This is a genomic window from Rhodococcus sp. GXMU-t2271 (genome assembly GCF_041414735.1).
Taxonomy (GTDB): Bacteria; Actinomycetota; Actinomycetes; order Mycobacteriales; family Mycobacteriaceae; genus Rhodococcus; species Rhodococcus indonesiensis.
In genome coordinates, this window is the sequence record NZ_JAUIZP010000022.1 from 75,063 (window position 1) to 93,110 (window position 18,048).

The following is an 18,048-nucleotide window of genomic DNA, read 5'->3' on the forward strand; positions in this document are numbered from 1 at the left end:
GGAGCATGGTGTGATCGAGCGATGCGGCGCCTCGACGATCCGACCTGCCCGGCCCGTCCACTCGACGACGACGAGTTACGGGCCCTCTACGCCTACCCGGCGGAGCTGTCCTCCCCGTGGCTCCGGGTGAACTTCGTGTCGTCCCTCGACGGTGCCGTCGCCGTGGAGGGACGCTCGGGTGGGCTCGGCACGCCGTCGGACAAGAAGGTGTTCGGTCTGTTGCGGGCGCTGGCCGACGTGATCGTCGTCGGCGCGGGCACGGCACGCAGCGAGAACTACGGCGGCGCCCGCACGAGCGCGGCACTGCGCGCGCGGCGCGCCGAGTCGGGACTGTCGGAGGTTCCGCCGATCGCGGTCGTCACCGCGACGTGCGACCTGGATCCCGACTGCCGGTTGTTCACCGACACCACCGTCGCTCCGGTCGTCCTCACGTGCGAGACGGCACCGGAGGAACGCCGCCGGGCCCTCGCCGACGCCGGTGCGGACGTGCGGCTGGTCGCCGAGCACTCGATCGACGGGCACGCGGTGCGGGACGCACTGTCGGCGGCAGGCTGGAGTCGTGCGCTGTGCGAGGGCGGGCCGCGGCTGTTCGGTCAGCTGATCGCCGACGGTGTGGTCGACGACCTGTGTCTGACGTTGGCGCCGCTGCTCGCCGCCGGCCCGGCGGGCCGGATCGCCACCGCCCCGCGGACGGCGCCGACGTCGATGCGGCCTGCCCACGTCCTCGCCGACGACGACGGAACCGTGCTCATGCGGTGGGTACGCGGGGAGTGACCGGCCGGGGCCGGACCAGCAGATTTCGCACCACGTCGAGGTCACCGTGGGTCCGCAGCACCGGCGCGACGCGGTCCAGCAGACGGGCGAGCAAGTCCCGAGCCGGGATCCGGGCGCCGGTGCGCACGTCCACCGCCGGACCGTCGAGACCGTACCGGGCGGCACTCCACACCGCCGCCGCACCGACATCCGGCTCGACAACCTGTGCCTCGTCGCCGCGGCGCAGATCGTCGAGACCCGCGCCGACCAGGCCCCGGACCAGGGCGGCCTGCACGACCGTCCCGTCCACCGTGGCCGCGGTGTCGGCCGCGCGGATCTCCACCGTCGGCACGTGCACCGACGGGCGGGCAAGCCAGAAGGTCATCCGCGAGTCGAGCAGCACCCCGGCGCCGACCAGGCGCGCGACCAGGTCGGCGGCGTGCTGGGCCGAACGCAGGTACGGCGGCAGGCCGAAGCCGGGAAACCGGCTCTGCTGCACGATGCGCCAGCTCGCATAGCCCGTGTCGCGGCCGTCGTGCCGTCTCGAGTTCGCGCCGAGCGCGACGAGGGTGGGCAGCCACGGGGTCAGATGGTTCACCACGGCGGCCGCGGTGTCCCGGTCGGCGACGCCGACGTGCACGTGGCAGCCGCAGGCGTGGTAGTCGTCGACCAGCGCGCGGTACCGCTCGGCGATGGCGGCCCGGCGTCCCGTCGCGACGACGGTGCCGGGGCCGGCGTCGCGCTCGGGCACCCCGGTGGCGGCGATACGCAGCCCGCATCGGAGGGCGGCACCGTCGAGGGCGGAACGGGATGCGGTCAGCTGGGCCCGCAGGTCGTCGAGGGTCCGGCACACCCCGCCCACCGCCTCGATCTGGGTCGGGTGCAACTCGCCGACGAAGGTCACCCCGGGCACCTGCGGAAGCTGTTCGTACAGCGCGTCGAACCCCGGGGTGGGACGACCCGACGCCGGGTCCACGAGCAGGAACTCCTCCTCCACACCCATGGTGACGCCGTCGCCCGGATCCGGGCGGGAGGTTTCGGAGTTCATGGTTGCGGGCTACCCGTTGCCGCCGGCGACGACACGCCGGCCGGTACAGTCCGGACAGCATCCGGCGGAAGGAGTTCCCCATGCCCGACGACGTTCCCGAAGGCTCGGCACGGTCGAGTGCCACTGCGGAGCGGATCGGCGAGCTCGCCGCCGACCGCGGCCTGACCGTCGCGTGCGCCGAATCGCTCACCTCCGGCGCCCTGGCCGCGCGGCTCGGCGCGGCACCGGGCAGCGCCGAGTGGTTCCGCGGCGGCGTCGTCGCCTACTCGCGGGAGGTGAAGCACTCGCTGCTGCGGGTGCCGGAGGGGCCGGTGGTGTGCGAGTCCGCGGCGCGGGCCATGGCCGAGTCGACGGTCGACCTCCTCGGTGCCGACGTCGCGGTGGCGGTGACGGGCGCGGGCGGCCCGGAGAGCCAGGACGGGCAGGAGCCGGGCACGGTGTGGTTCGGGGTGGCAGGTCGAGGACCGACGCACGCCGAGGAGAAGTTCTTCCCGGGTGAGCCCGAGGAGGTGCTGGCCGAGACGGTCTTCCATGCGCTCACTCTGCTGGCGGGCCGGGTGGGGAGCTGAGAGGGCCGGTGCCCGGCCGGGCGAGCAGCCGGGTGACGAGTGCGGTGACCAGTTCGTCCGGGGTGGCGTCGGCGCCGATCGAGGGGGTGAGCAGGTCCAGCAGCAGCCCGTCGATCGCGAAGTGCAGCAGGGCGACGTCGAGCGCGGTGGCGGGTAGCCCTGCGGCGTCGTTGAATTCGACGTCGAGCCGGTAGTTGCGGGAGAGGGTCGCACCGAGCACCTCGGCCAGTCCGGGACTTCGGCGGGATTCGAGGCGCAGTTCCATCAGGGCGACGGTCAGATCCGGCTGGGCGGTCGTGCGCTCGACGAGGTATCGCATGTAGTCGACGTAGAGGTCGACGTCCGGGGTCCGGCCGGCGAGCGCCTCGAGCCGGTCCGGCTCGGGGGCGAGCCGCTCGAAGATCCGCGCGCCGAGGGCGCCGAGGAGGTCGTCCCGCGTCGGAAAGTAGTTCGCGCAGGTGCCCAGGGGCACCCCCGCTTCCCGGTCGACGGCGCGGTGGGTCAGCTTGCGGGCACCGTCCGCGCCGAGTACGCGCAGACCGGCGTCCGCGAGCTGGGCTCGGCGCTCCGGATTCGCTGCCACGGAAAAACCGTAGCACTGAATACAACACCTGTTGTAGTTTGACCACCACAGGTGTTGTAGTCGACCGAGGAGCGTTCCGTGCGAAAACTGACCTACTACGTGGCGACCACACTCGACGGTTTCATCGCCGACCCCGCCGGGGGGTTCGACTTCTTCCCCCTCGACGGGGACCACGCGCACTACCTGGTGCAGGAGTTCCCCGAGACGATCCCGACGCCCGCCCGCGGGCCGCTCGGCATCGAGGGGCCACCGAAACACTTCGACGCCGTCGTGATGGGCCGGCGCACGTGGGAACCGGCCCGGGACGCCGGCTGGACGAGCGCCTACCGGCACCTGCAGCAGTACGTGTTCACCACGACGATGACGCAGGCGCCGGACGAGACGGTCACCCTCGTCGCGACCGACCCGCTCGAGTACGTGCGCAACCTCAAACAGCAAGACGGGCTGGGCATCTGGCTCTGCGGCGGAGGTGCGCTCGCCGGCGCGCTGCTGCCGGCGATCGACGAGCTGGTGCTCAAGGTCCATCCGATCGTCGCCGGGGACGGAATCCCGTTGTTCCGGCACGGTTTCGAGCCACACCGCTTCGACCGACTCGAGGCGAGGACCTTCGACAGCGGAGTGACGGTCTGCCGCTTCGCCGCCCGCTAGAACCAGGTGGGCTGTACGTCGAGCGTGGTCCGGTCCAGGCTGTCGAGCAGGTCGAACTGCGGACCGGTCTTCGGCAGTTCGAACGCGAAGAAGTACCGGGCGGCGGCGCGCTTACCGTCGTAGAAGTCGCCCTTCCGGGTCCCGGCCGCGAGGAGTTGCTCGAGCCACATCCACGCGACGACCACGTGCCCGACGGCCTCGAGGTACACCGACGAATTCGCCAGTGCCAGTTCGGGATCACCGGTCCCCCACAGCCGGGCGGTGGTGGCACCCACCCGGGTCACCGCCGCCTGCAACTGCTCGGCGTAGCGGGCGGCGTCGCCGCCGGCCTGGATACCACGCGCGACGGTGCGACCGATCGTCTCGCCGAGCAGCGCCAGGCCCGCCCCGCCCTGCATGACGACCTTGCGGCCGAGCAGGTCCAGCCCCTGAATGCCGTGCGTGCCCTCGTGGATGGGGTTGAGGCGGTTGTCCCGGTAGTACTGTTCGACGTCGAACTCGCGGGTGTATCCGTAGCCCCCGTGCACCTGGATGGCCAGGCTGTTCGCCTCGAGGCACCACTGCGACGGCCAGGACTTCGCGACGGGCGTGAGCATGTCCAGCAGCAGTCCGGCGCGGGCACGCGCGTCCTCGTCCTCGGCGGTCTGCTGCTCGTCGACGAGCTGCGAGCAGTACAGCCCCAGCGCCAGTGCGCCCTCGACGTAGGCCTTCTGGGCGAGCAGCATCCGGCGCACGTCGGCGTGCTCGATCAGCGGCACCGGCGGGGACGACGGGTCCTTGTCGCCGAGCGGGCGGCCCTGGGTGCGGGTACGGGCGTACTCGAGGGACTGCAGGTAGCCGGCGTAGCCGAGCGAGGTGGCGAGGAACCCGACGCCGATGCGGGCCTCGTTCATCATGTGGAACATGTACGACAGGCCCTTGTGCGGCTCACCGAGCAGGTAGCCGACGGCGCCGGCACGGCCCGCGGGGGTGAAGGTGCCGTCGCCGAAGTTCAGCAGCGTATTGGTGGTGCCGCGGTTGCCCATCTTGTGGTTGAGGCCGACGAGGGCGACGTCGTTGCGCTCACCGAGCTGCCCGTCCGCGCCGACGAGGATCTTCGGGACGATGAACAGCGAGATGCCCTTGACCCCGGCCGGACCGCCGGGGATCTTCGCGAGCACGAGGTGGACGATGTTCTCGGACAGCTCGTGGTCGCCGCCGGAGATCCACATCTTGGTGCCGGTGAGGCGGTAGCTGCCGTCGTCCTGCGGCACGGCCTTGGTGGTGATGTCCGCCAGCGACGAGCCGGCCTGCGGCTCGGACAGGCACATGGTGCCGAAGAACCGGCCCTCGAGGAGCGACGGAACGTACGTGGCGATCTGCTCCTCGCTGCCGTGGGTGGCGATGAGGTTGGCGTTGCCGACGGTGAGGAACGGATACGACGAGGTGCCGGCGTTGGCGGCCTGGAACCAGGCCATCGCCGCCCGCAGCACGGTGACCGGCAGCTGCATGCCGCCGAGTTCCTCGTCGAAGGAGGAGCCGATGAGCCCGGCCTTGGCGAACAGATCCAGCGCCGCCTTGACCTCGGGGATGATCTCGACCCTGCCGTCGTCGCCGATCCGCGGCTCCTGGGCGTCCGCCTTCTTGTTGTGCGGCGCGAAGTGCTTGGTGGCCATGTCCGCACTCAGGTCGAGGACGGCGTCGAACGTCTCCCGCGAGTGCTCGGCGAACCGGCCGCGTGCGGTGAGCGACTCGACGTCCAGCCACTCGTAGAGCAGGAAGTCGAGGTCACGCCGGGACAGGACGGGAGCGGGCATGGAGGTTCCTTTCACAGGGCCGCGAGTTCACTAAGCGCTCACTTAGTAGAGCAACGACGGTGCATGATGTCAACGGACCAGCCCGGCGACGGAGAGAACCCAGCATGATCGACACGCCCACCACCGACGACCTCGCCGGTATCTTCACCGAGGTCGAATCCGACGTCGCGCGTCGTCTCATCGGCTCGGCCGTGGAGTCCTTCGCCCGGCGCGGCTACCACGCCACCACCACCCGTGACATCTCCGTCGGTGCCGGCCTGAGCCCGGCCGCGCTGTACGTGCACTTCAAGTCCAAGGAGGAGGTGCTGTTCGAGGTCAGCCGTATCGGGCATCAGCACGTCCTCGACGCCGTCGTCGCCGCCGCCGCCTCCACTACCGACCCGGCCGGCCGGATGCGGGCGATCGTGGACGGTTTCGTCCGCACCCACGCGGTGCACCACACCGTCTGCCGGGTGTCGCAGTACGAGCTGCACGCCCTCACCCCGGAGCACTACCGGACGATCGCGGCGATCCGCCGCGACACCGATGCCGTGATCCGCGCCGAGATCGAGCACGGCATCGCGGCCGGGGTCTTCTCCGTCCGGGACGTGCCGACCACCGCCCTGGCGATCCTGTCGCTCGGCATCGACGTCGCCCGCTGGTACCAGCCCGGCCGCATCGACGTCGACACCCTGGCCGGGAACTACGTCGAGCTCGTCCTCGGCATGCTCGGCGCGGGCACAATGCAGGGGTGACCGAACCAGCCACCGTCCTCGTCGTCGACGACGACGAGGACGTCCTGTCCTCGTTGCAGCGCGGGCTGCGCCTGTCCGGATTCGACGTGCTCACCGCCGCGACCGGGACACAGGCGCTCGACGTCGTCGCGCGCCGGCGGCCGGACGCGATGGTGCTCGACATGAACATGCCGGTCCTCGACGGCACCGGGGTCGTCACCGCTCTGCGCTCGAACGGCAACGACATCCCGATCTGCGTGCTCAGCGCCCGCAGCACCGTCGGCGACCGGATCGCGGGGCTCGAGTCCGGCGCCGACGACTACCTGACGAAGCCTTTCGTGCTCGCCGAGCTCGTCGCACGGATCCGGGCGATGCTGCGGCGCAGCGCGCCCGGCACTCCCGGCGCCGGCTCCGTCGTCCGGGCCGGCGGGCTCGAGCTCGACACCGCGGGTCGCCGGGTGCGCCTCGACGGCACCGAGGTGGAGCTGACCAAGCGCGAGTTCGAACTGCTCGAGGTACTCGTCCGCAACGCGGGCATCGTCCTGAGCCGCGACCGGCTGCTGGCCCTCGTGTGGGGCTACGACTTCGACGCGGACACCAACGTCGTCGACGTGTTCGTCGGGTACCTGCGCCGCAAGCTCGAAGCCGGGGGGCGGCCGCGGCTGCTGCACACCGTGCGTGGGGTGGGCTTCGTGCTGCGGGATGCGGGATGACGCAACGCTTCTCGCTGCGTGCGCGGGTCGCCGCGGCCACTGCGCTCGGCACCACGCTCGTCGTCGCGGTCCTGGGTGTGCTCGTCGCTCTGGCGATCACCCGGAACAACCTCGCGCAGCTCGATCGCCGCCTCGAGACGGCCACACAGGTACTGGTCGCCAATGCCGGCACCGCCGGCCTGTTCCTGCCCGCGCTGGGCGACGCCGGAGCCTTCGCCGTCACCATCCGCACCGAATCCGGCGGACTGCTCAGCAGCACCCCGACCGAACTGCCCGTCCTCTCCCCCGGCGCCCATACCGTCGATCTCGGCGGCACCGCCTACCGGACGTACACCGCGCCGACCGACCGGCTGCCCTCGCTCCTGTCCGTCGCGGTGCCCTATGCCGAGGCACAGGACATCACGACCGAGCAGCACCGGCAGCTCGCCGTCGCCGGTGCGATCGCCGTCGCGGTCGCGACGGCCCTCGGCTGGATCTTCGGGGGCCGCGCCGTGCGACCCCTGGTCGACCTCACCCGCCGGATCGTGGCCCGCGAACCCACCCTCGAGCCGCGGCGCTCCGGCATCCGCGAGGCCGACGAGCTCGCTGCCGCAGCCGGCGACATGCTCAACGACGTCGCCCGCGCCCAGGCCGCCACCGACGCCGCTCTCGCCACGGCGCGGGACTTCGCAGCCGCCGCCGCACACGAGCTGCGGACCCCGCTGACCGCGATGCGCACCGACCTCGAGGTCCTCTCCACCCTGGACCCGGCCGGTGACGTCCTGAGCGTCGAGGAACGCACCGAGATCCTCGACGACCTCACCCGCACACAGAGCCGGGTCGAATCCACGCTCGACGACCTCGAGCGGCTCGCCCGCGGCGATCTGTCCACCTCTCGGGACTTCGTGCCCACCGACCCGGTGGAGATCTGCGACGCCGCGGCCGCCGACGCGACGAGCCGGCATCCCGGCGTGCAGATCGAGGTGGTCGGCGAGCCGGGGCGCGAGATCCGGGCGCTGCCGAGCGGGCTGCGGCTCGTCGTCGACAATGCCGTGGCCAACTCGGTACGGCACGGCGGTGCCCGCCGGATCCGGCTGACGGTCGCCGCCGAGGGCACCGACACCGTGCTCACCGTCGACGACGACGGCCGCGGGGTGCCGGCCGTCGAGCGCGGCGTGGTGTTCGAACGGTTCCGCCGGGGCAGCGGCGCCGCCCGGGGCGGTTCGGGTCTGGGCCTGGCGCTGGTGGCGCAGCAGGCGGCGTTGCACGGCGGTACCGCGCGGCTGGCGGAGAGCCCGCTCGGCGGGGCCCGGCTGACGGTGCGGTTCGCCGCGGGGTGACCGTATTCCACCCCTCGGGTCCCTACGACACGGGACGGGGCGGGCGCAGGATCGTATGCATCCCCTCCACCGATCCCAGGAGATCCGAATGTCGAAGAGCCGCAAGCTGATCGTCACCGCCGCGCTGATCGCCCTGCCCGTCTTCGGCGGCGCCGGGACGGCGGCCGCGTCCTCGGACCACCACGACGACCACGATCGCCGCGACCGTGGTTGCGCGATCACGCATTTCGACCGGAACGGCAACTTCCTGCGCACCGAGTTCCGCAACGCCGGTTCCCGGTTCGACGGGCGGATCTGCCGCAGCGACGATCAGTGGCACTTCCTCGACAGCGGCGACATCGCCCCCACTCCCTTCGTCCGGCACTGACCCCGGGGCACCCCGATGCGACGGAGCCCCGCAGCGCGAAAAGCGGTGCGGGGCTTCGGCCGTGCGCGGGACCTACTCGGTGCCGAGGAGGTCGATGACGAAGACCAGGGTCTTGCCGCCGAGCGGGTGCCCGGACCCGGCCGGGCCGTAGGCGAGCTGCGGGGGCACCGTCAGCTTGCGGCGACCGCCCACCTTCATGCCGGGGATGCCCTCCTGCCAGCCGGGAATGAGCCGGCCGAGCGGGAACTTGACGGACTCGCCGCGGGCGAACGACGAGTCGAACACGTCGTTCGTGTCGTACTCGACGCCGTGGTAGTGCACGTCGACGACCGACCCCGGCTGCGCCTCGGTCCCGTCACCGACGGTGATGTCCTCGATCACGAGTTCGGCGGGGGCCGGCCCGGTGGCCGGTTCGATCTCCGGCACCTCGGGCTTGGCCTCGACCCCGAGCAGGTCGATGACGAACACCAGGGTCTTGCCGGCGAGGCGGTGCCCCGAACCGGCCGGGCCGTACGCCATCTCCGGCGGGATCGTCAGCTGACGGCGGCCACCGACCCGCATGCCGGGGATGCCCTCCTGCCAGCCGGCGATCAGGCCGCTGAGCGGGAAGGTGATGGACTCGCCCCGGCTCCACGACGAGTCGAACTCCTCGCCGGAGTCGAACTCGACGCCGACGTAGTGGACCTCGACCTTGGCCCCGGGCGTCGCCTCGGCGCCGTCGCCGACGGTGAGGTCCTTGACGACCAGACCGGTCGGAGCCGGGCCTTCCTGGAATTCGATCTCGGGCTTGCTGCTCATGTGTCGGTCTTCCGGTAGGGGACGGGTCAGCGCGCGTCGATACTGCTGTAGTTGCGCTCGGTGTAGCCGGTGTAGATCTGCCGCGGGCGGCCGATCTTCAGGGTCGGGTCGGAGTGCATCTCGCGCCAGTGCGCGATCCAGCCGGGCAGGCGGCCGAGCGCGAACAGCACGGTGAACATGCGATCCGGGAAGCCCATCGCCCGGTAGATCAGGCCGGTGTAGAAGTCGACGTTCGGGTACAGCTTGCGCTCGATGAAGTAGTCGTCGGTGAGCGCAGCCTCCTCGAGCTTCATCGCGATCTCGAGCAGTTCGTCGCCGGAACCGAGCTTGTTCAGGATCGAGTCCGCCGTCTTCTTGACGATGGCGGCGCGCGGGTCGTAGTTGCGGTAGACGCGGTGTCCGAAGCCCATGAGCTTGACACCGGCCTCCTTGTTCTTGACCTTGCGGACGAACTCCTTGACGTCTCCGCCGGAGGACTTGATCTCGTCGAGCATCTCGAGGACGGCCTGGTTGGCGCCGCCGTGCAGCGGGCCCCACAGGGCGTTGATACCACCCGAGATCGAGGTGAACAGGTTGGCGTCGGACGAACCGACGAGACGCACCGTCGACGTCGAGCAGTTCTGCTCGTGGTCGGCGTGCAGGATCAGCAGCATGTCGAGGGCCTGCGCGACCTCCGGGTCGATCTGGTACGGCTCGGCCGGGAAGCCGAAGGTCATGCGCAGGAAGTTCTCGACCAGGCTCAGCGAGTTGTCCGGGTACAGGAACGGCTGACCGACCGACTTCTTGTAGGCGTAGGCCGCGATGGTCGGCAGCTTGGCCATCAGCCGGATGGTGGACAGCTCCACCTGCTCCGGGTCGTCGGGGTCGAGCGCGTCCTGGTAGTACGCCGAGAGGGCGTTGACGGCGCTGGAGACGACGGGCATCGGGTGCGCGTTGCGCGGGAAGCCGTCGAAGAAGCGCTTGAGATCCTCGTGCAGCAGCGTGTGCCGGCGGATCTTGTCGGTGAAGACCTCGAGCTGATCCGCGGTGGGCAGCTCACCGTAGATCAGCAGGTAGCTGACCTCGATGAAGGTGGACTTCTCCGCCAGCTGCTCGATGGGGTACCCGCGGTAGCGCAGGATGCCCTTCTCCCCGTCGATGAAGGTGATGGCCGACGTGGTGGAGGCGGTGTTGACGAAACCGGGGTCAAGGGTGGTGTACCCGGTCTCCGCAAGGAGCTTGCCCAGCTCGATGCCGTCGTTGCCTTCCGTCGCCTTGGCGATAGACATTGTGTGCTCGCCACCGGGGTAGCTGAGGGTGGGTCGGGTGTCATTCTCAGCGGGCACGAAGGATCCCTCTCAAGCTCAGATCAAAGCGATTCTGCCGAACATTCACGTAGAACCTAGCCCTTGCGCAGGCCATGTGCCCAGGGAGGGTCCGTCGAAGGTCCCTGATCGCACCTGTGCGCAGACGCGCCGCCGGGGCGCCGGGCCGTCCGAGAACCCCCTCCGGCACGGCGCTCACCTGCGTCGATATTGCATATCACGTTCCCGCCGCCGGTGCGGTGAGCACCCGCCCGTGTCCCGCACCCGCGGTGCAGGATCCCGTCATGCGGACGCCAGCGCGGTCAGGCCCCACCGGCCCGTCCAGGTCTGTCCGGGCTGCAGCACGACGAGATCGATGCCGAGGTTGAAGGCGTCCGGCGGGCACGTCATCGGTTCGAGCGCCAGCGCACGCCCCCGTCCCGGATACTCGAGCTCGGGCACGGCGCCGGCGGTGAACACCTGCAGCCAGCCGAACTCGCGCCCGGCCCACAACCGCACACCCCGCCCGTCGGGGCCACGCAGGTCGTGCCGGGCCCGGCCGTCCACGTCCACGTCGAGTGCACTGTACGGGGCGTCGAGCTCGACTCCGCGCAGCGATCGCGGCGAGGTGAAGTCGAAGTCGGTGTCCTCGACCGGCTGCGAGTACGCGTTCGGCAGTCCGCGGCCGGGATCGATCGGCAGCCGGGTGCCGGCGGCCAGGCGCAGCGTGCACTCGTCGAGCGGCGCGTCGCCCGCCCGGACGTACGGATGCACGCCGAGCCCGAACGGCGAGTGGTAGCCGCCGACGTTGGTGGCGGTGTGTGTGACGGTGAGGCCGTCGTCGCCCACCTCGTGGCTCACGGTGAGCCGCAGCTGGTACGGCCACCCCTTGTGCAGTCCCACATCCAGCGCCTGCTCGACTCGGAAGTCGTTGTGGGAAACCAGAACCCAATCTCGATGCCAGACGAATCCGTGGACCGCGTTGCCGCGTTCGGGTTCGGTGAGCGCGAGCTGGTGCTCGATGCCGTCGAAGTAGAAGTGCCCGTCCCGGATGCGGTTCGGCCACGGGGCGAGCACCGTGCCGGAGCGCAGCGGGGGCCGTTCGTTCGCCGGCCAGCTCTCCGTCAGCGGGTACGGCCCGTCCGCCGTTTCGTGCTCGAGTACCCGCAGCGCCGCCCCCGAGCTGGAGACCTCCGCGCGGTACCCACCCCTTCGGATCCGGTAGTTCGTCGGATCGGACATGGGCCCAGTGTCCCGCGGACGGGCGCGGCGGGTCGGGGAATCGACGATCGCGGCGGCGACCTCGCCCATCGCGGTGGGGTCGTCGGGCCGGATCGGCCCGCCGGGGTGCCTCCGCACCTACGATGACCGGATGCGACTGCGCCTCGGCCGCCCGGACCTCGCCGCCTACGCCGACCGGTTCGACGTCCCCGCCGCGACGGCGGCGTCCCGCACGGCCGTGACGTTCCTCGGGGTCTCCACCCTGCTCGTCGACGACGGCACCGACGCGCTGCTGACCGACGGCTTCTTCACCCGCCCGAGCCTCGGTGCCGTCGCGCTGGGCCGGCTCGCACCCGACCCGGCCCGGATCGACGCGTGCCTGACCCGGGCCGGCGCGACGCGACTCGCGGCCGTCCTACCCGTCCACAGCCACTTCGACCACGTACTCGACTCCGCGGTCGTCGCCGAGCGGACGGGTGCGGTGCTCGTCGGCGGTGAATCGACGGCGAACGTCGGGCGGGGGCACGGCCTCCCGCCGGAGCGGATCGTCGTCGCCACGCCCGGCGAGCCGCTGCGGTTCGGCGGGTTCACCGTCACGCTCGTCGCGTCGGAGCACTGTCCGCCGGACCGCTACCCGGGCACGATCGACGCGCCCGTCGTCCCGCCCGCGCGGGCCGGGGCGTACCGGTGCGGTGAGGCGTGGTCGACGTTCGTCGCGCACGCCGACGGCCGTTCCCTGCTGATCCAGGGCAGTGCCGGTTTCCGGCCGGGGGCGCTGGCCGGCCGGCGCGCGGAGGTCGTCTATCTCGGCGTCGGCCAGCTCGGGGTGCAGAGCGAGGAGTACATCCGCAGCTACTGGGCGGAGACCGTCGGCACGGTCGGCGCGCGCCGGGCGGTGCTCGTGCACTGGGACGACTTCTTCCGCCCGCTCGACCGGCCGCTGCGCGCGCTGCCCTACGCCGGGGACGACCTCGACGTCACCATGCGGGTCCTCGGCGCGCTCGCCGAGCGCGACGGGGTGGAGCTGCACCTGCCTCAGGTGTGGCGGCGCGAGGATCCGTGGCGGTGACGGATTCCCATACCCCGAGCATGCCGGTGCCCCGTGGAAACGAACGGCCCGGCGCCGATCGGTGAGAGGCCGGGGTGGGTTCCGCGAATGTGCGGGTGATCATCCGCTCGCAGTGTGCGTTGCCGCGAAGACGACGAACACCACGAACAGTGCCGCAATCCCCAGGACCGCACCCGCCAGGGCCTCCCCGTGGTTCGTCGCCGAGCCCTTGTCCACCCGGCCCAGGCCGACCCAGCCGCACACCACCGCAGCCACCCCTGCGGGGATCGTGACCAGCTCACCGAGAAAGGGGAGGAAGGCACACCCTGCGGCGACGATGCCCGCAACGAGGGCCGCGGTCCCCACTCCGTTGCGGTCCGGCGATCGGACGGAACGATTCGATGGCATACCGGCTCCCGCTTCAGGGCTTGCGATCACGTCCGTCCATCGTGCCCTGCCCGGGTGGATATCGCACGAACTCCGTCGGTGGACGGGTCAGTGGATCGTGCGGTCCACCCGGTACCGCACGAACGCGGGGAAGGCGAGCACACACACCAGCACACCGACCACGACGAGGACCCCGCCGCCCGCCGCGGCGACCGCCGTGCCCACCAACGCTGCCGCCCCGCCGTGCAGGACGTCGCCGATGCGGGGTCCGCCGGCGACGACGACGATGAACACGCCCTGCAGCCGGCCCCGCATCTCGTCGGTGGCGACGGACTGCAGCATCGTCGAACGGAATGCCGCCGAGACCATGTCGACCGCGCCGCCGAACGCGAGGAACGCCAGGGCGACCCACAGCCACACCGCGGTGCCGCCCGGTTCCGCGAGACCGACCGCGACGCCGAAGCCGACCATCGCCAGGCCCCAGGCGACGATGCACACGATTACCGCCAGCCCCTGCCGGCGCACCCGCGGCAACCAGCCGGAGAACACCCCACCGAGCACCGCACCGACCGACATCGCGGCGAACAGCAACCCGAGCGCGAACCCGCCCTCGGCGGGGTCGCCGAACGAGTCGTGCGCGATCTGCGGGAACAGCGCCCGCGGCATGCCGAACACCATCGCGACGATGTCGACGACGAAGGAGGCGAGCAGGATCTTCTGGGTGGACAGGTAGCGGAACCCGTCGAGCACCTCGCGCAGGCCGGCACGCCGGGCCTGACCGGTCGGGGGGATCGGCGGCAACGCGAGCACCGCCCACAGCGTCGCGAGCAGCGCGACGGTGTCGATCAGGTACAGCGTGGGCAGACCGAGGACGGGGATCAGAGCGCCCGCGAGCAGCGGCCCGGCGATCGCTCCGAATTGCATCACCGTCATGTTCAGCGAATTAGCGGCCGCCAGTTGCCCTTTCGGGATGAGTCGCGGGATCACCGCGCCGCGGGTCGGCTGGTTGACCGCGAAGCAGGCCTGCTGCAGCGACAACAGCACCAGCACCAGCCACACGTTCGCCAGGCCCGCGGCGGCCTGCGCCCACAGCAGCAGGGACGTCACACCCATACCCAGCGTGGTGAAGGTGAGCAGCCGGCGCCGGTCCATCACGTCGGCCAGCGCACCGCCCCACAGTCCGAACACCACGAGCGGGACGAGGGCGAACACACCGGTCAGGCCGACGTACGCCGAGCTGCGGGTGATCTCGTAGATCTGTTGGGGCACCGCGACGACGCTGAGCTGGGCGCCGACGACCGTGACGATGCCGGCGGTCCACAACCGGCGGTAGTCGCGGTTCTCGAGCGGTGTGGTGTCGGCGAGCAGCCGCCTCACGGCTGCAGACGCTCGGTGATCCACCGCCCGTCCACCAGCCGGGTCCGCACCCGGTTGTGCAGGCGGTTGGGCCGGCCCTGCCAGAACTCGACCGACTCGGGGCGGATCCGCAGTCCACCCCAGTGCGGCGGCACCGGGATCTCGGCGTCCATGCCGTAGCGCTCGGCGACCTCGACGAGCGCATGCTCGAGCGCCGCCCGGGACTCGATCGGCCGGGACTGCTGCGAGGCCCACGCGCCCAGGCGGGAGCCGCGAGGCCGGGAATGCCAGTACTCGGCGGTCTCCTCCGCACCGACCCGCTCGACGGGTCCGCGGACGGTGACCTGGCGGAAGATCGGGACCCAGGTGAAGGTGGCCGACGCGTAGGGCGTCGCGGCGAGCTGCCGGCCCTTGTCCGAGTCGTAGTTGGTGAAGAAGGTGACCCCGTCCGCGTCGACCCCCTTGCACAGCACGGTGCGGGTGACGGGCCGGCCGTGCTCGTCGACGGTGCCGAGCACCATCGCGTTCGGTTCGGGCAGCCCTGCCGCGGCGGCGTCGAGGAGCCAGCGGCGCAGCACCGGCAACCACCCGTCGGTGAGCCACTCGGGTTCGAGGTCCTCGTCGACGGCGGACGCGCTCTGCGGTCCGGCGGGGGTGTAGTCGACACGCATCGACGCCAGATCGGCGTGCTCGGCCGCACTCGCAGGCAGCCCCTCGGTGTTCTCGGCGCCGGGCCGTGGATCGGTGGACACGATGCTGGACACTACTCCCGGGTATCCGGGCGCCGATCCTCCCGCCCGGGGGACTACAGTCGCACCGACGAACGGAGTGGGGCGCCGATCACATCCGCCGAGTCCCGCTTCACCGGCAGTGCTGCCCGGACCGGGTTGCACCGAACGAGGAGAGCCCAACCGTCATGGCATCGCGCGCGTCTGTACCCGAGGATTTCGTCGCCGGCCTCGAAGGCGTCGTCGCCTTCACCAGTGATATCGCCGAACCCGACAAGGACGGCGGCTCGCTGCGCTACCGCGGCGTCGACATCGAGGACCTCGTCACGCGCGGGGTCACGTTCGGAGACGTGTGGGCCCTGCTGGTCGACGGCAAGTTCGGCCAGGGCCTGCCTCCGGCCGAGCCGTTCCCGTTGCCGATCCACACCGGCGACGTCCGCGTCGACGTCCAGGCCGGCCTGGCGATGCTCGCCCCCATCTGGGGCTTCGAGCCGCTGCTCGACATCGACGACGCCACCGCGCGGGAGAACCTCGCCCGCGCCGCGGTGATGGCCCTGTCGTACGTCGCGCAGTCCGCGCGCGGCATCTACCAGCCCGCCGTGCCGCAGAAGCGCATCGACGAGGCCGCGACCGTCACCGAGCGGTTCATGGTGCGGTGGAAGGGTGAGCCCGACCCGGCGCACGTCGCCGCGATCGACGCGTACTGGGTCTCGGCCGCCGAGCACGGCATGAACGCCTCCACCTTCACCGCCCGCGTCATCGCCTCCACCGGCGCCGACGTCGCCGCCGCACTGTCCGGCGCGGTCGGCGCGATGTCCGGCCCGCTGCACGGTGGGGCCCCGGCTCGGGTGCTGCCGATGATCGAGGAGACCGAGCGCACCGGCGACGCCCGCGCGCTGGTCAAGGGCATCCTCGACCGCAAGGAGAAGCTGATGGGCTTCGGGCACCGCGTCTACCGCGCCGAGGACCCCCGCGCGCGGGTGCTGCGCGACACCGCGAAGCGACTGAACGCGCCGCGCTACGAGGTCGCCGCCGCGCTGGAGCAGGCCGCCCTCGCCGAACTGCGCGAGCGTCGCCCCGACCGGGCCATCGAGACCAATGTCGAGTTCTGGGCCGCGGTGATCCTCGACTTCGCCGAGGTCCCGGCCGCGATGATGCCGGCGATGTTCACCTGCGGCCGCACCGCCGGCTGGTGCGCGCACATCCTCGAGCAGAAGCGCCTGGGCAAGCTGGTGCGTCCGGCCGCGATCTACACCGGCCCGGATGCCCGCAGCCCGGAGAGCGTCGAGGGCTGGGATTCCATCACCCACAACTGATCCACCGAACCGGACGGACGGGCCCCGCACCTGGCGCCCGTCCGTCCGGCCGTTCGGGGGGGGCCGTCTAGACTACCGGTGCACTCGTTCCTCGACGTTTAGGACACGCATACCGATGGCTGACGCTACACCGATCATTCCCGCCGATCTCAAGCCCGCCGACGGCCGCTTCGGCTGCGGTCCATCCAAGGTTCGTCCCGAGCAGCTGCAGTCCCTGGTCGAGGTCGGTGCCTCGGTGTTCGGTACCAGCCACCGGCAGAAGCCCGTCAAGGACGTCGTCGCCCGCATCCGTTCGGGTCTGCGCGAGCTGTTCTCCCTCCCCGACGGCTACGAGGTGGTGCTCGGCAACGGCGGCACCACCGCGTTCTGGGACGCTGCGGCGTTCGGCCTGATCCGGGAGAAGTCTCAGCACTTCACCTACGGCGAGTTCTCGTCGAAGTTCGCCACCGTCGCCAAGAAGAACCCGCTGATCGGTGACCCGATCGTGGTGGACAGCGCGCCGGGTACCGCACCGGAGATCGTCGCCGACGGATCGGCCGACCTCATCGGCTGGGCCCACAACGAGACCTCGACCGGGGTCGCGGTGCCGGTCACCCGCCCGGCCGGCTCCGAGAACGCCCTGATCGCCATCGACGCGACGTCCGGCGCCGGCGGCCTGCCCGTCGCCGCGGAGGACTTCGACGTCTACTACTTCGCGCCGCAGAAGTGCTTCGCCGCCGACGGTGGCCTGTGGATCGCACTGATGAGCCCGGCCGCGCTGGAGCGGGTGGACGAGATCAAGGCCTCGGGCCGTTTCACCCCCGAGTTCCTGTCGCTGCCGATCGCCGTCGACAACAGCACGAAGGATCAGACGTACAACACCCCCGCGGTGGGCACGCTGCTGCTGCTGGCCGACCAGATCGAGTGGATGAACGGCAACGGCGGCCTGGCGTGGACGACCGCCCGTACCGCGGACTCGTCGTCGCGGCTGTACGCGTGGGCCGAGGCCTCCGAGTACGCCACCCCGTTCGTCGCCGATCCGGCGCTGCGCTCCCAGGTGGTCGGCACCGTCGACTTCGCCGACTCGGTCGATGCCGCGCAGGTGGCGAAGATCCTGCGCGCCAACGGGATCGTCGACACCGAGCCGTACCGCAAGCTGGGCCGCAACCAGCTGCGCGTCGGCATGTTCCCGGCGATCGACCCCGAGGACATCACTGCGCTGACCAAGTGCATCGACTGGGTGGTCGATCGGATGTAGAACGGTCGCGCGACCGTTCGGGGCGGGGTCGGATCCGGGTCGGGTCCGGCCCCGTTCGCCGTCCGGGAGCCTTCCCGAACTCTCGACAACGAGTCGAGACTTTCGGGGAAACCTTGGACAATAGCGCCACGTCGGCGGATTCGCGCCACCGGGCCCCCGGCGTGT

At 71.2% G+C, this 18,048-nt stretch carries 19 protein-coding genes and 1 pseudogene; 10 read left to right on the forward strand and 10 right to left on the reverse strand.

The window, feature by feature from the left end; all coding sequences use genetic code 11:
* Positions 1-21: 21 nt before the first annotated feature.
* The gene (locus QYS60_RS08120; RefSeq protein ID WP_289377715.1) at positions 22-774 is read left to right on the forward strand and encodes a pyrimidine reductase family protein; all 753 of its coding nucleotides are present in this window, start codon (positions 22-24) and stop codon (positions 772-774) included.
* On the opposite strand, the gene QYS60_RS08125 is transcribed toward QYS60_RS08120, so the two are convergent.
* Entirely contained in the window at positions 749-1,801 is a 1,053-nt protein-coding gene (locus QYS60_RS08125; protein ID WP_289377716.1) for a YbdK family carboxylate-amine ligase, read from the reverse strand. The two genes, QYS60_RS08120 and QYS60_RS08125, sit on opposite strands and share 26 nt — an antisense overlap.
* An 80-nt stretch (positions 1,802-1,881) precedes the next feature.
* Between QYS60_RS08125 and QYS60_RS08130 the strand changes: the two genes are divergently transcribed.
* A complete protein-coding gene (locus tag QYS60_RS08130; protein ID WP_371382869.1) occupies positions 1,882-2,370 on the forward strand; it encodes a CinA family protein in 489 nt (162 codons plus the stop codon).
* Here the strand turns inward: QYS60_RS08130 and QYS60_RS08135 are convergent.
* A complete protein-coding gene (locus QYS60_RS08135; RefSeq protein WP_371382870.1) occupies positions 2,339-2,953 on the reverse strand; it encodes a TetR/AcrR family transcriptional regulator in 615 nt (204 codons plus the stop codon). The genes QYS60_RS08130 and QYS60_RS08135 overlap by 32 nt on opposite strands.
* A 78-nt stretch (positions 2,954-3,031) precedes the next feature.
* Between QYS60_RS08135 and QYS60_RS08140 the strand changes: the two genes are divergently transcribed.
* Complete coding sequence (locus tag QYS60_RS08140) at positions 3,032-3,601, forward strand: dihydrofolate reductase family protein (RefSeq protein WP_289377718.1); 570 nt, start codon at positions 3,032-3,034, stop codon at positions 3,599-3,601.
* Here the strand turns inward: QYS60_RS08140 and QYS60_RS08145 are convergent.
* A complete protein-coding gene (locus tag QYS60_RS08145) occupies positions 3,598-5,397 on the reverse strand; it encodes an acyl-CoA dehydrogenase (protein ID WP_289377719.1) in 1,800 nt (599 codons plus the stop codon). The genes QYS60_RS08140 and QYS60_RS08145 overlap by 4 nt on opposite strands.
* 104 nt (positions 5,398-5,501) lie before the next feature.
* Here QYS60_RS08145 and QYS60_RS08150 point away from each other — a divergent pair, with 104 nt between their 5' ends.
* The 4 genes from QYS60_RS08150 (at position 5,502) to QYS60_RS08165 (ending at position 8,509) form a co-directional block, all read left to right on the forward strand.
* Positions 5,502-6,131 carry a TetR/AcrR family transcriptional regulator gene (locus QYS60_RS08150; protein ID WP_081005203.1) on the forward strand — a complete coding sequence of 210 codons (630 nt, stop codon included), beginning with the start codon at positions 5,502-5,504 and terminating at the stop codon, positions 6,129-6,131.
* A complete protein-coding gene (locus QYS60_RS08155; protein ID WP_289377720.1) occupies positions 6,128-6,823 on the forward strand; it encodes a response regulator transcription factor in 696 nt (231 codons plus the stop codon). Before QYS60_RS08150 ends, QYS60_RS08155 begins: the two co-directional genes overlap by 4 nt.
* A complete protein-coding gene (locus QYS60_RS08160; protein WP_289377721.1) occupies positions 6,820-8,142 on the forward strand; it encodes a sensor histidine kinase KdpD in 1,323 nt (440 codons plus the stop codon). Before QYS60_RS08155 ends, QYS60_RS08160 begins: the two co-directional genes overlap by 4 nt.
* Positions 8,143-8,230: 88 nt before the next feature.
* Positions 8,231-8,509, forward strand: coding sequence for a hypothetical protein (locus QYS60_RS08165; RefSeq protein ID WP_289377722.1), 279 nt, complete (start codon positions 8,231-8,233; stop codon positions 8,507-8,509).
* A 72-nt stretch (positions 8,510-8,581) separates the two neighbouring features.
* Here the strand turns inward: QYS60_RS08165 and QYS60_RS08170 are convergent, their stop codons facing one another.
* The 4 genes and pseudogenes from QYS60_RS08170 to QYS60_RS08185 form a co-directional block, all read right to left on the reverse strand.
* Positions 8,582-8,935 carry an FKBP-type peptidyl-prolyl cis-trans isomerase gene (locus tag QYS60_RS08170; RefSeq protein ID WP_274521210.1) on the reverse strand — a complete coding sequence of 118 codons (354 nt, stop codon included), beginning with the start codon at positions 8,933-8,935 and terminating at the stop codon, positions 8,582-8,584.
* Positions 8,936-8,956: 21 nt separating this feature from the next.
* Positions 8,957-9,307 (reverse strand): annotated as a pseudogene (locus QYS60_RS08175) (FKBP-type peptidyl-prolyl cis-trans isomerase); the annotation flags it as partial.
* 26 nt (positions 9,308-9,333) lie between these two features.
* Positions 9,334-10,632: a citrate synthase gene (locus tag QYS60_RS08180; protein ID WP_289377723.1), complete on the reverse strand. Its 1,299-nt coding sequence runs from the start codon at positions 10,630-10,632 to the stop codon at positions 9,334-9,336.
* Between the two features lie 261 nt (positions 10,633-10,893).
* On the reverse strand, positions 10,894-11,832 hold the full coding sequence (locus QYS60_RS08185; RefSeq protein ID WP_289377724.1) for an aldose 1-epimerase family protein: 939 nt from the start codon (positions 11,830-11,832) through the stop codon (positions 10,894-10,896).
* A 130-nt stretch (positions 11,833-11,962) separates the two neighbouring features.
* Here QYS60_RS08185 and QYS60_RS08190 point away from each other — a divergent pair, with 130 nt between their 5' ends.
* On the forward strand, positions 11,963-12,880 hold the full coding sequence (locus QYS60_RS08190) for an MBL fold metallo-hydrolase (protein WP_371382871.1): 918 nt from the start codon (positions 11,963-11,965) through the stop codon (positions 12,878-12,880).
* Between the two features lie 99 nt (positions 12,881-12,979).
* On the opposite strand, the gene QYS60_RS08195 is transcribed toward QYS60_RS08190, so the two are convergent.
* From QYS60_RS08195 to pdxH, 3 genes are all read right to left on the reverse strand, one after another.
* Positions 12,980-13,267, reverse strand: a complete 288-nt coding sequence (locus QYS60_RS08195; RefSeq protein ID WP_289377726.1) for a hypothetical protein — start codon at positions 13,265-13,267, stop codon at positions 12,980-12,982.
* An 87-nt stretch (positions 13,268-13,354) separates the two neighbouring features.
* On the reverse strand, positions 13,355-14,623 hold the full coding sequence (locus QYS60_RS08200) for an MFS transporter (RefSeq protein ID WP_289377727.1): 1,269 nt from the start codon (positions 14,621-14,623) through the stop codon (positions 13,355-13,357).
* Positions 14,620-15,273: a pyridoxamine 5'-phosphate oxidase gene (gene pdxH, locus QYS60_RS08205; protein ID WP_054372933.1), complete on the reverse strand. Its 654-nt coding sequence runs from the start codon at positions 15,271-15,273 to the stop codon at positions 14,620-14,622. Before pdxH ends, QYS60_RS08200 begins: the two co-directional genes overlap by 4 nt.
* A gap of 245 nt (positions 15,274-15,518) precedes the next feature.
* Between pdxH and QYS60_RS08210 the strand changes: the two genes are divergently transcribed.
* Complete coding sequence (locus QYS60_RS08210) at positions 15,519-16,646, forward strand: citrate synthase 2 (protein ID WP_003936403.1); 1,128 nt, start codon at positions 15,519-15,521, stop codon at positions 16,644-16,646.
* A 115-nt stretch (positions 16,647-16,761) separates the two neighbouring features.
* Complete coding sequence (gene serC / locus QYS60_RS08215) at positions 16,762-17,883, forward strand: phosphoserine transaminase (RefSeq protein ID WP_289377728.1); 1,122 nt, start codon at positions 16,762-16,764, stop codon at positions 17,881-17,883.
* Positions 17,884-18,048 lie beyond the last annotated feature (165 nt).

What these genes read in the sequence shown, in the direction of transcription:
- QYS60_RS08120 (WP_289377715.1), top strand. Translation starts at nt 22, where the DNA reads ATGCGGCGCCTCGACGATCCGACCTGCCCGGCCCGTCCACTCGACGAC.
- QYS60_RS08125 (WP_289377716.1), bottom strand. Translation starts at nt 1,801, where the DNA reads ATGAACTCCGAAACCTCCCGCCCGGATCCGGGCGACGGCGTCACCATG.
- QYS60_RS08130 (WP_371382869.1), top strand. Translation starts at nt 1,882, where the DNA reads ATGCCCGACGACGTTCCCGAAGGCTCGGCACGGTCGAGTGCCACTGCG.
- QYS60_RS08145 (WP_289377719.1), bottom strand. Translation starts at nt 5,397, where the DNA reads ATGCCCGCTCCCGTCCTGTCCCGGCGTGACCTCGACTTCCTGCTCTAC.
- QYS60_RS08150 (WP_081005203.1), top strand. Translation starts at nt 5,502, where the DNA reads ATGATCGACACGCCCACCACCGACGACCTCGCCGGTATCTTCACCGAG.
- QYS60_RS08160 (WP_289377721.1), top strand. Translation starts at nt 6,820, where the DNA reads ATGACGCAACGCTTCTCGCTGCGTGCGCGGGTCGCCGCGGCCACTGCG.
- QYS60_RS08165 (WP_289377722.1), top strand. Translation starts at nt 8,231, where the DNA reads ATGTCGAAGAGCCGCAAGCTGATCGTCACCGCCGCGCTGATCGCCCTG.
- QYS60_RS08185 (WP_289377724.1), bottom strand. Translation starts at nt 11,832, where the DNA reads ATGTCCGATCCGACGAACTACCGGATCCGAAGGGGTGGGTACCGCGCG.
- QYS60_RS08190 (WP_371382871.1), top strand. Translation starts at nt 11,963, where the DNA reads ATGCGACTGCGCCTCGGCCGCCCGGACCTCGCCGCCTACGCCGACCGG.
- QYS60_RS08195 (WP_289377726.1), bottom strand. Translation starts at nt 13,267, where the DNA reads ATGCCATCGAATCGTTCCGTCCGATCGCCGGACCGCAACGGAGTGGGG.
- pdxH (WP_054372933.1), bottom strand. Translation starts at nt 15,273, where the DNA reads ATGCGTGTCGACTACACCCCCGCCGGACCGCAGAGCGCGTCCGCCGTC.
- QYS60_RS08210 (WP_003936403.1), top strand. Translation starts at nt 15,519, where the DNA reads ATGGCATCGCGCGCGTCTGTACCCGAGGATTTCGTCGCCGGCCTCGAA.
- serC (WP_289377728.1), top strand. Translation starts at nt 16,762, where the DNA reads ATGGCTGACGCTACACCGATCATTCCCGCCGATCTCAAGCCCGCCGAC.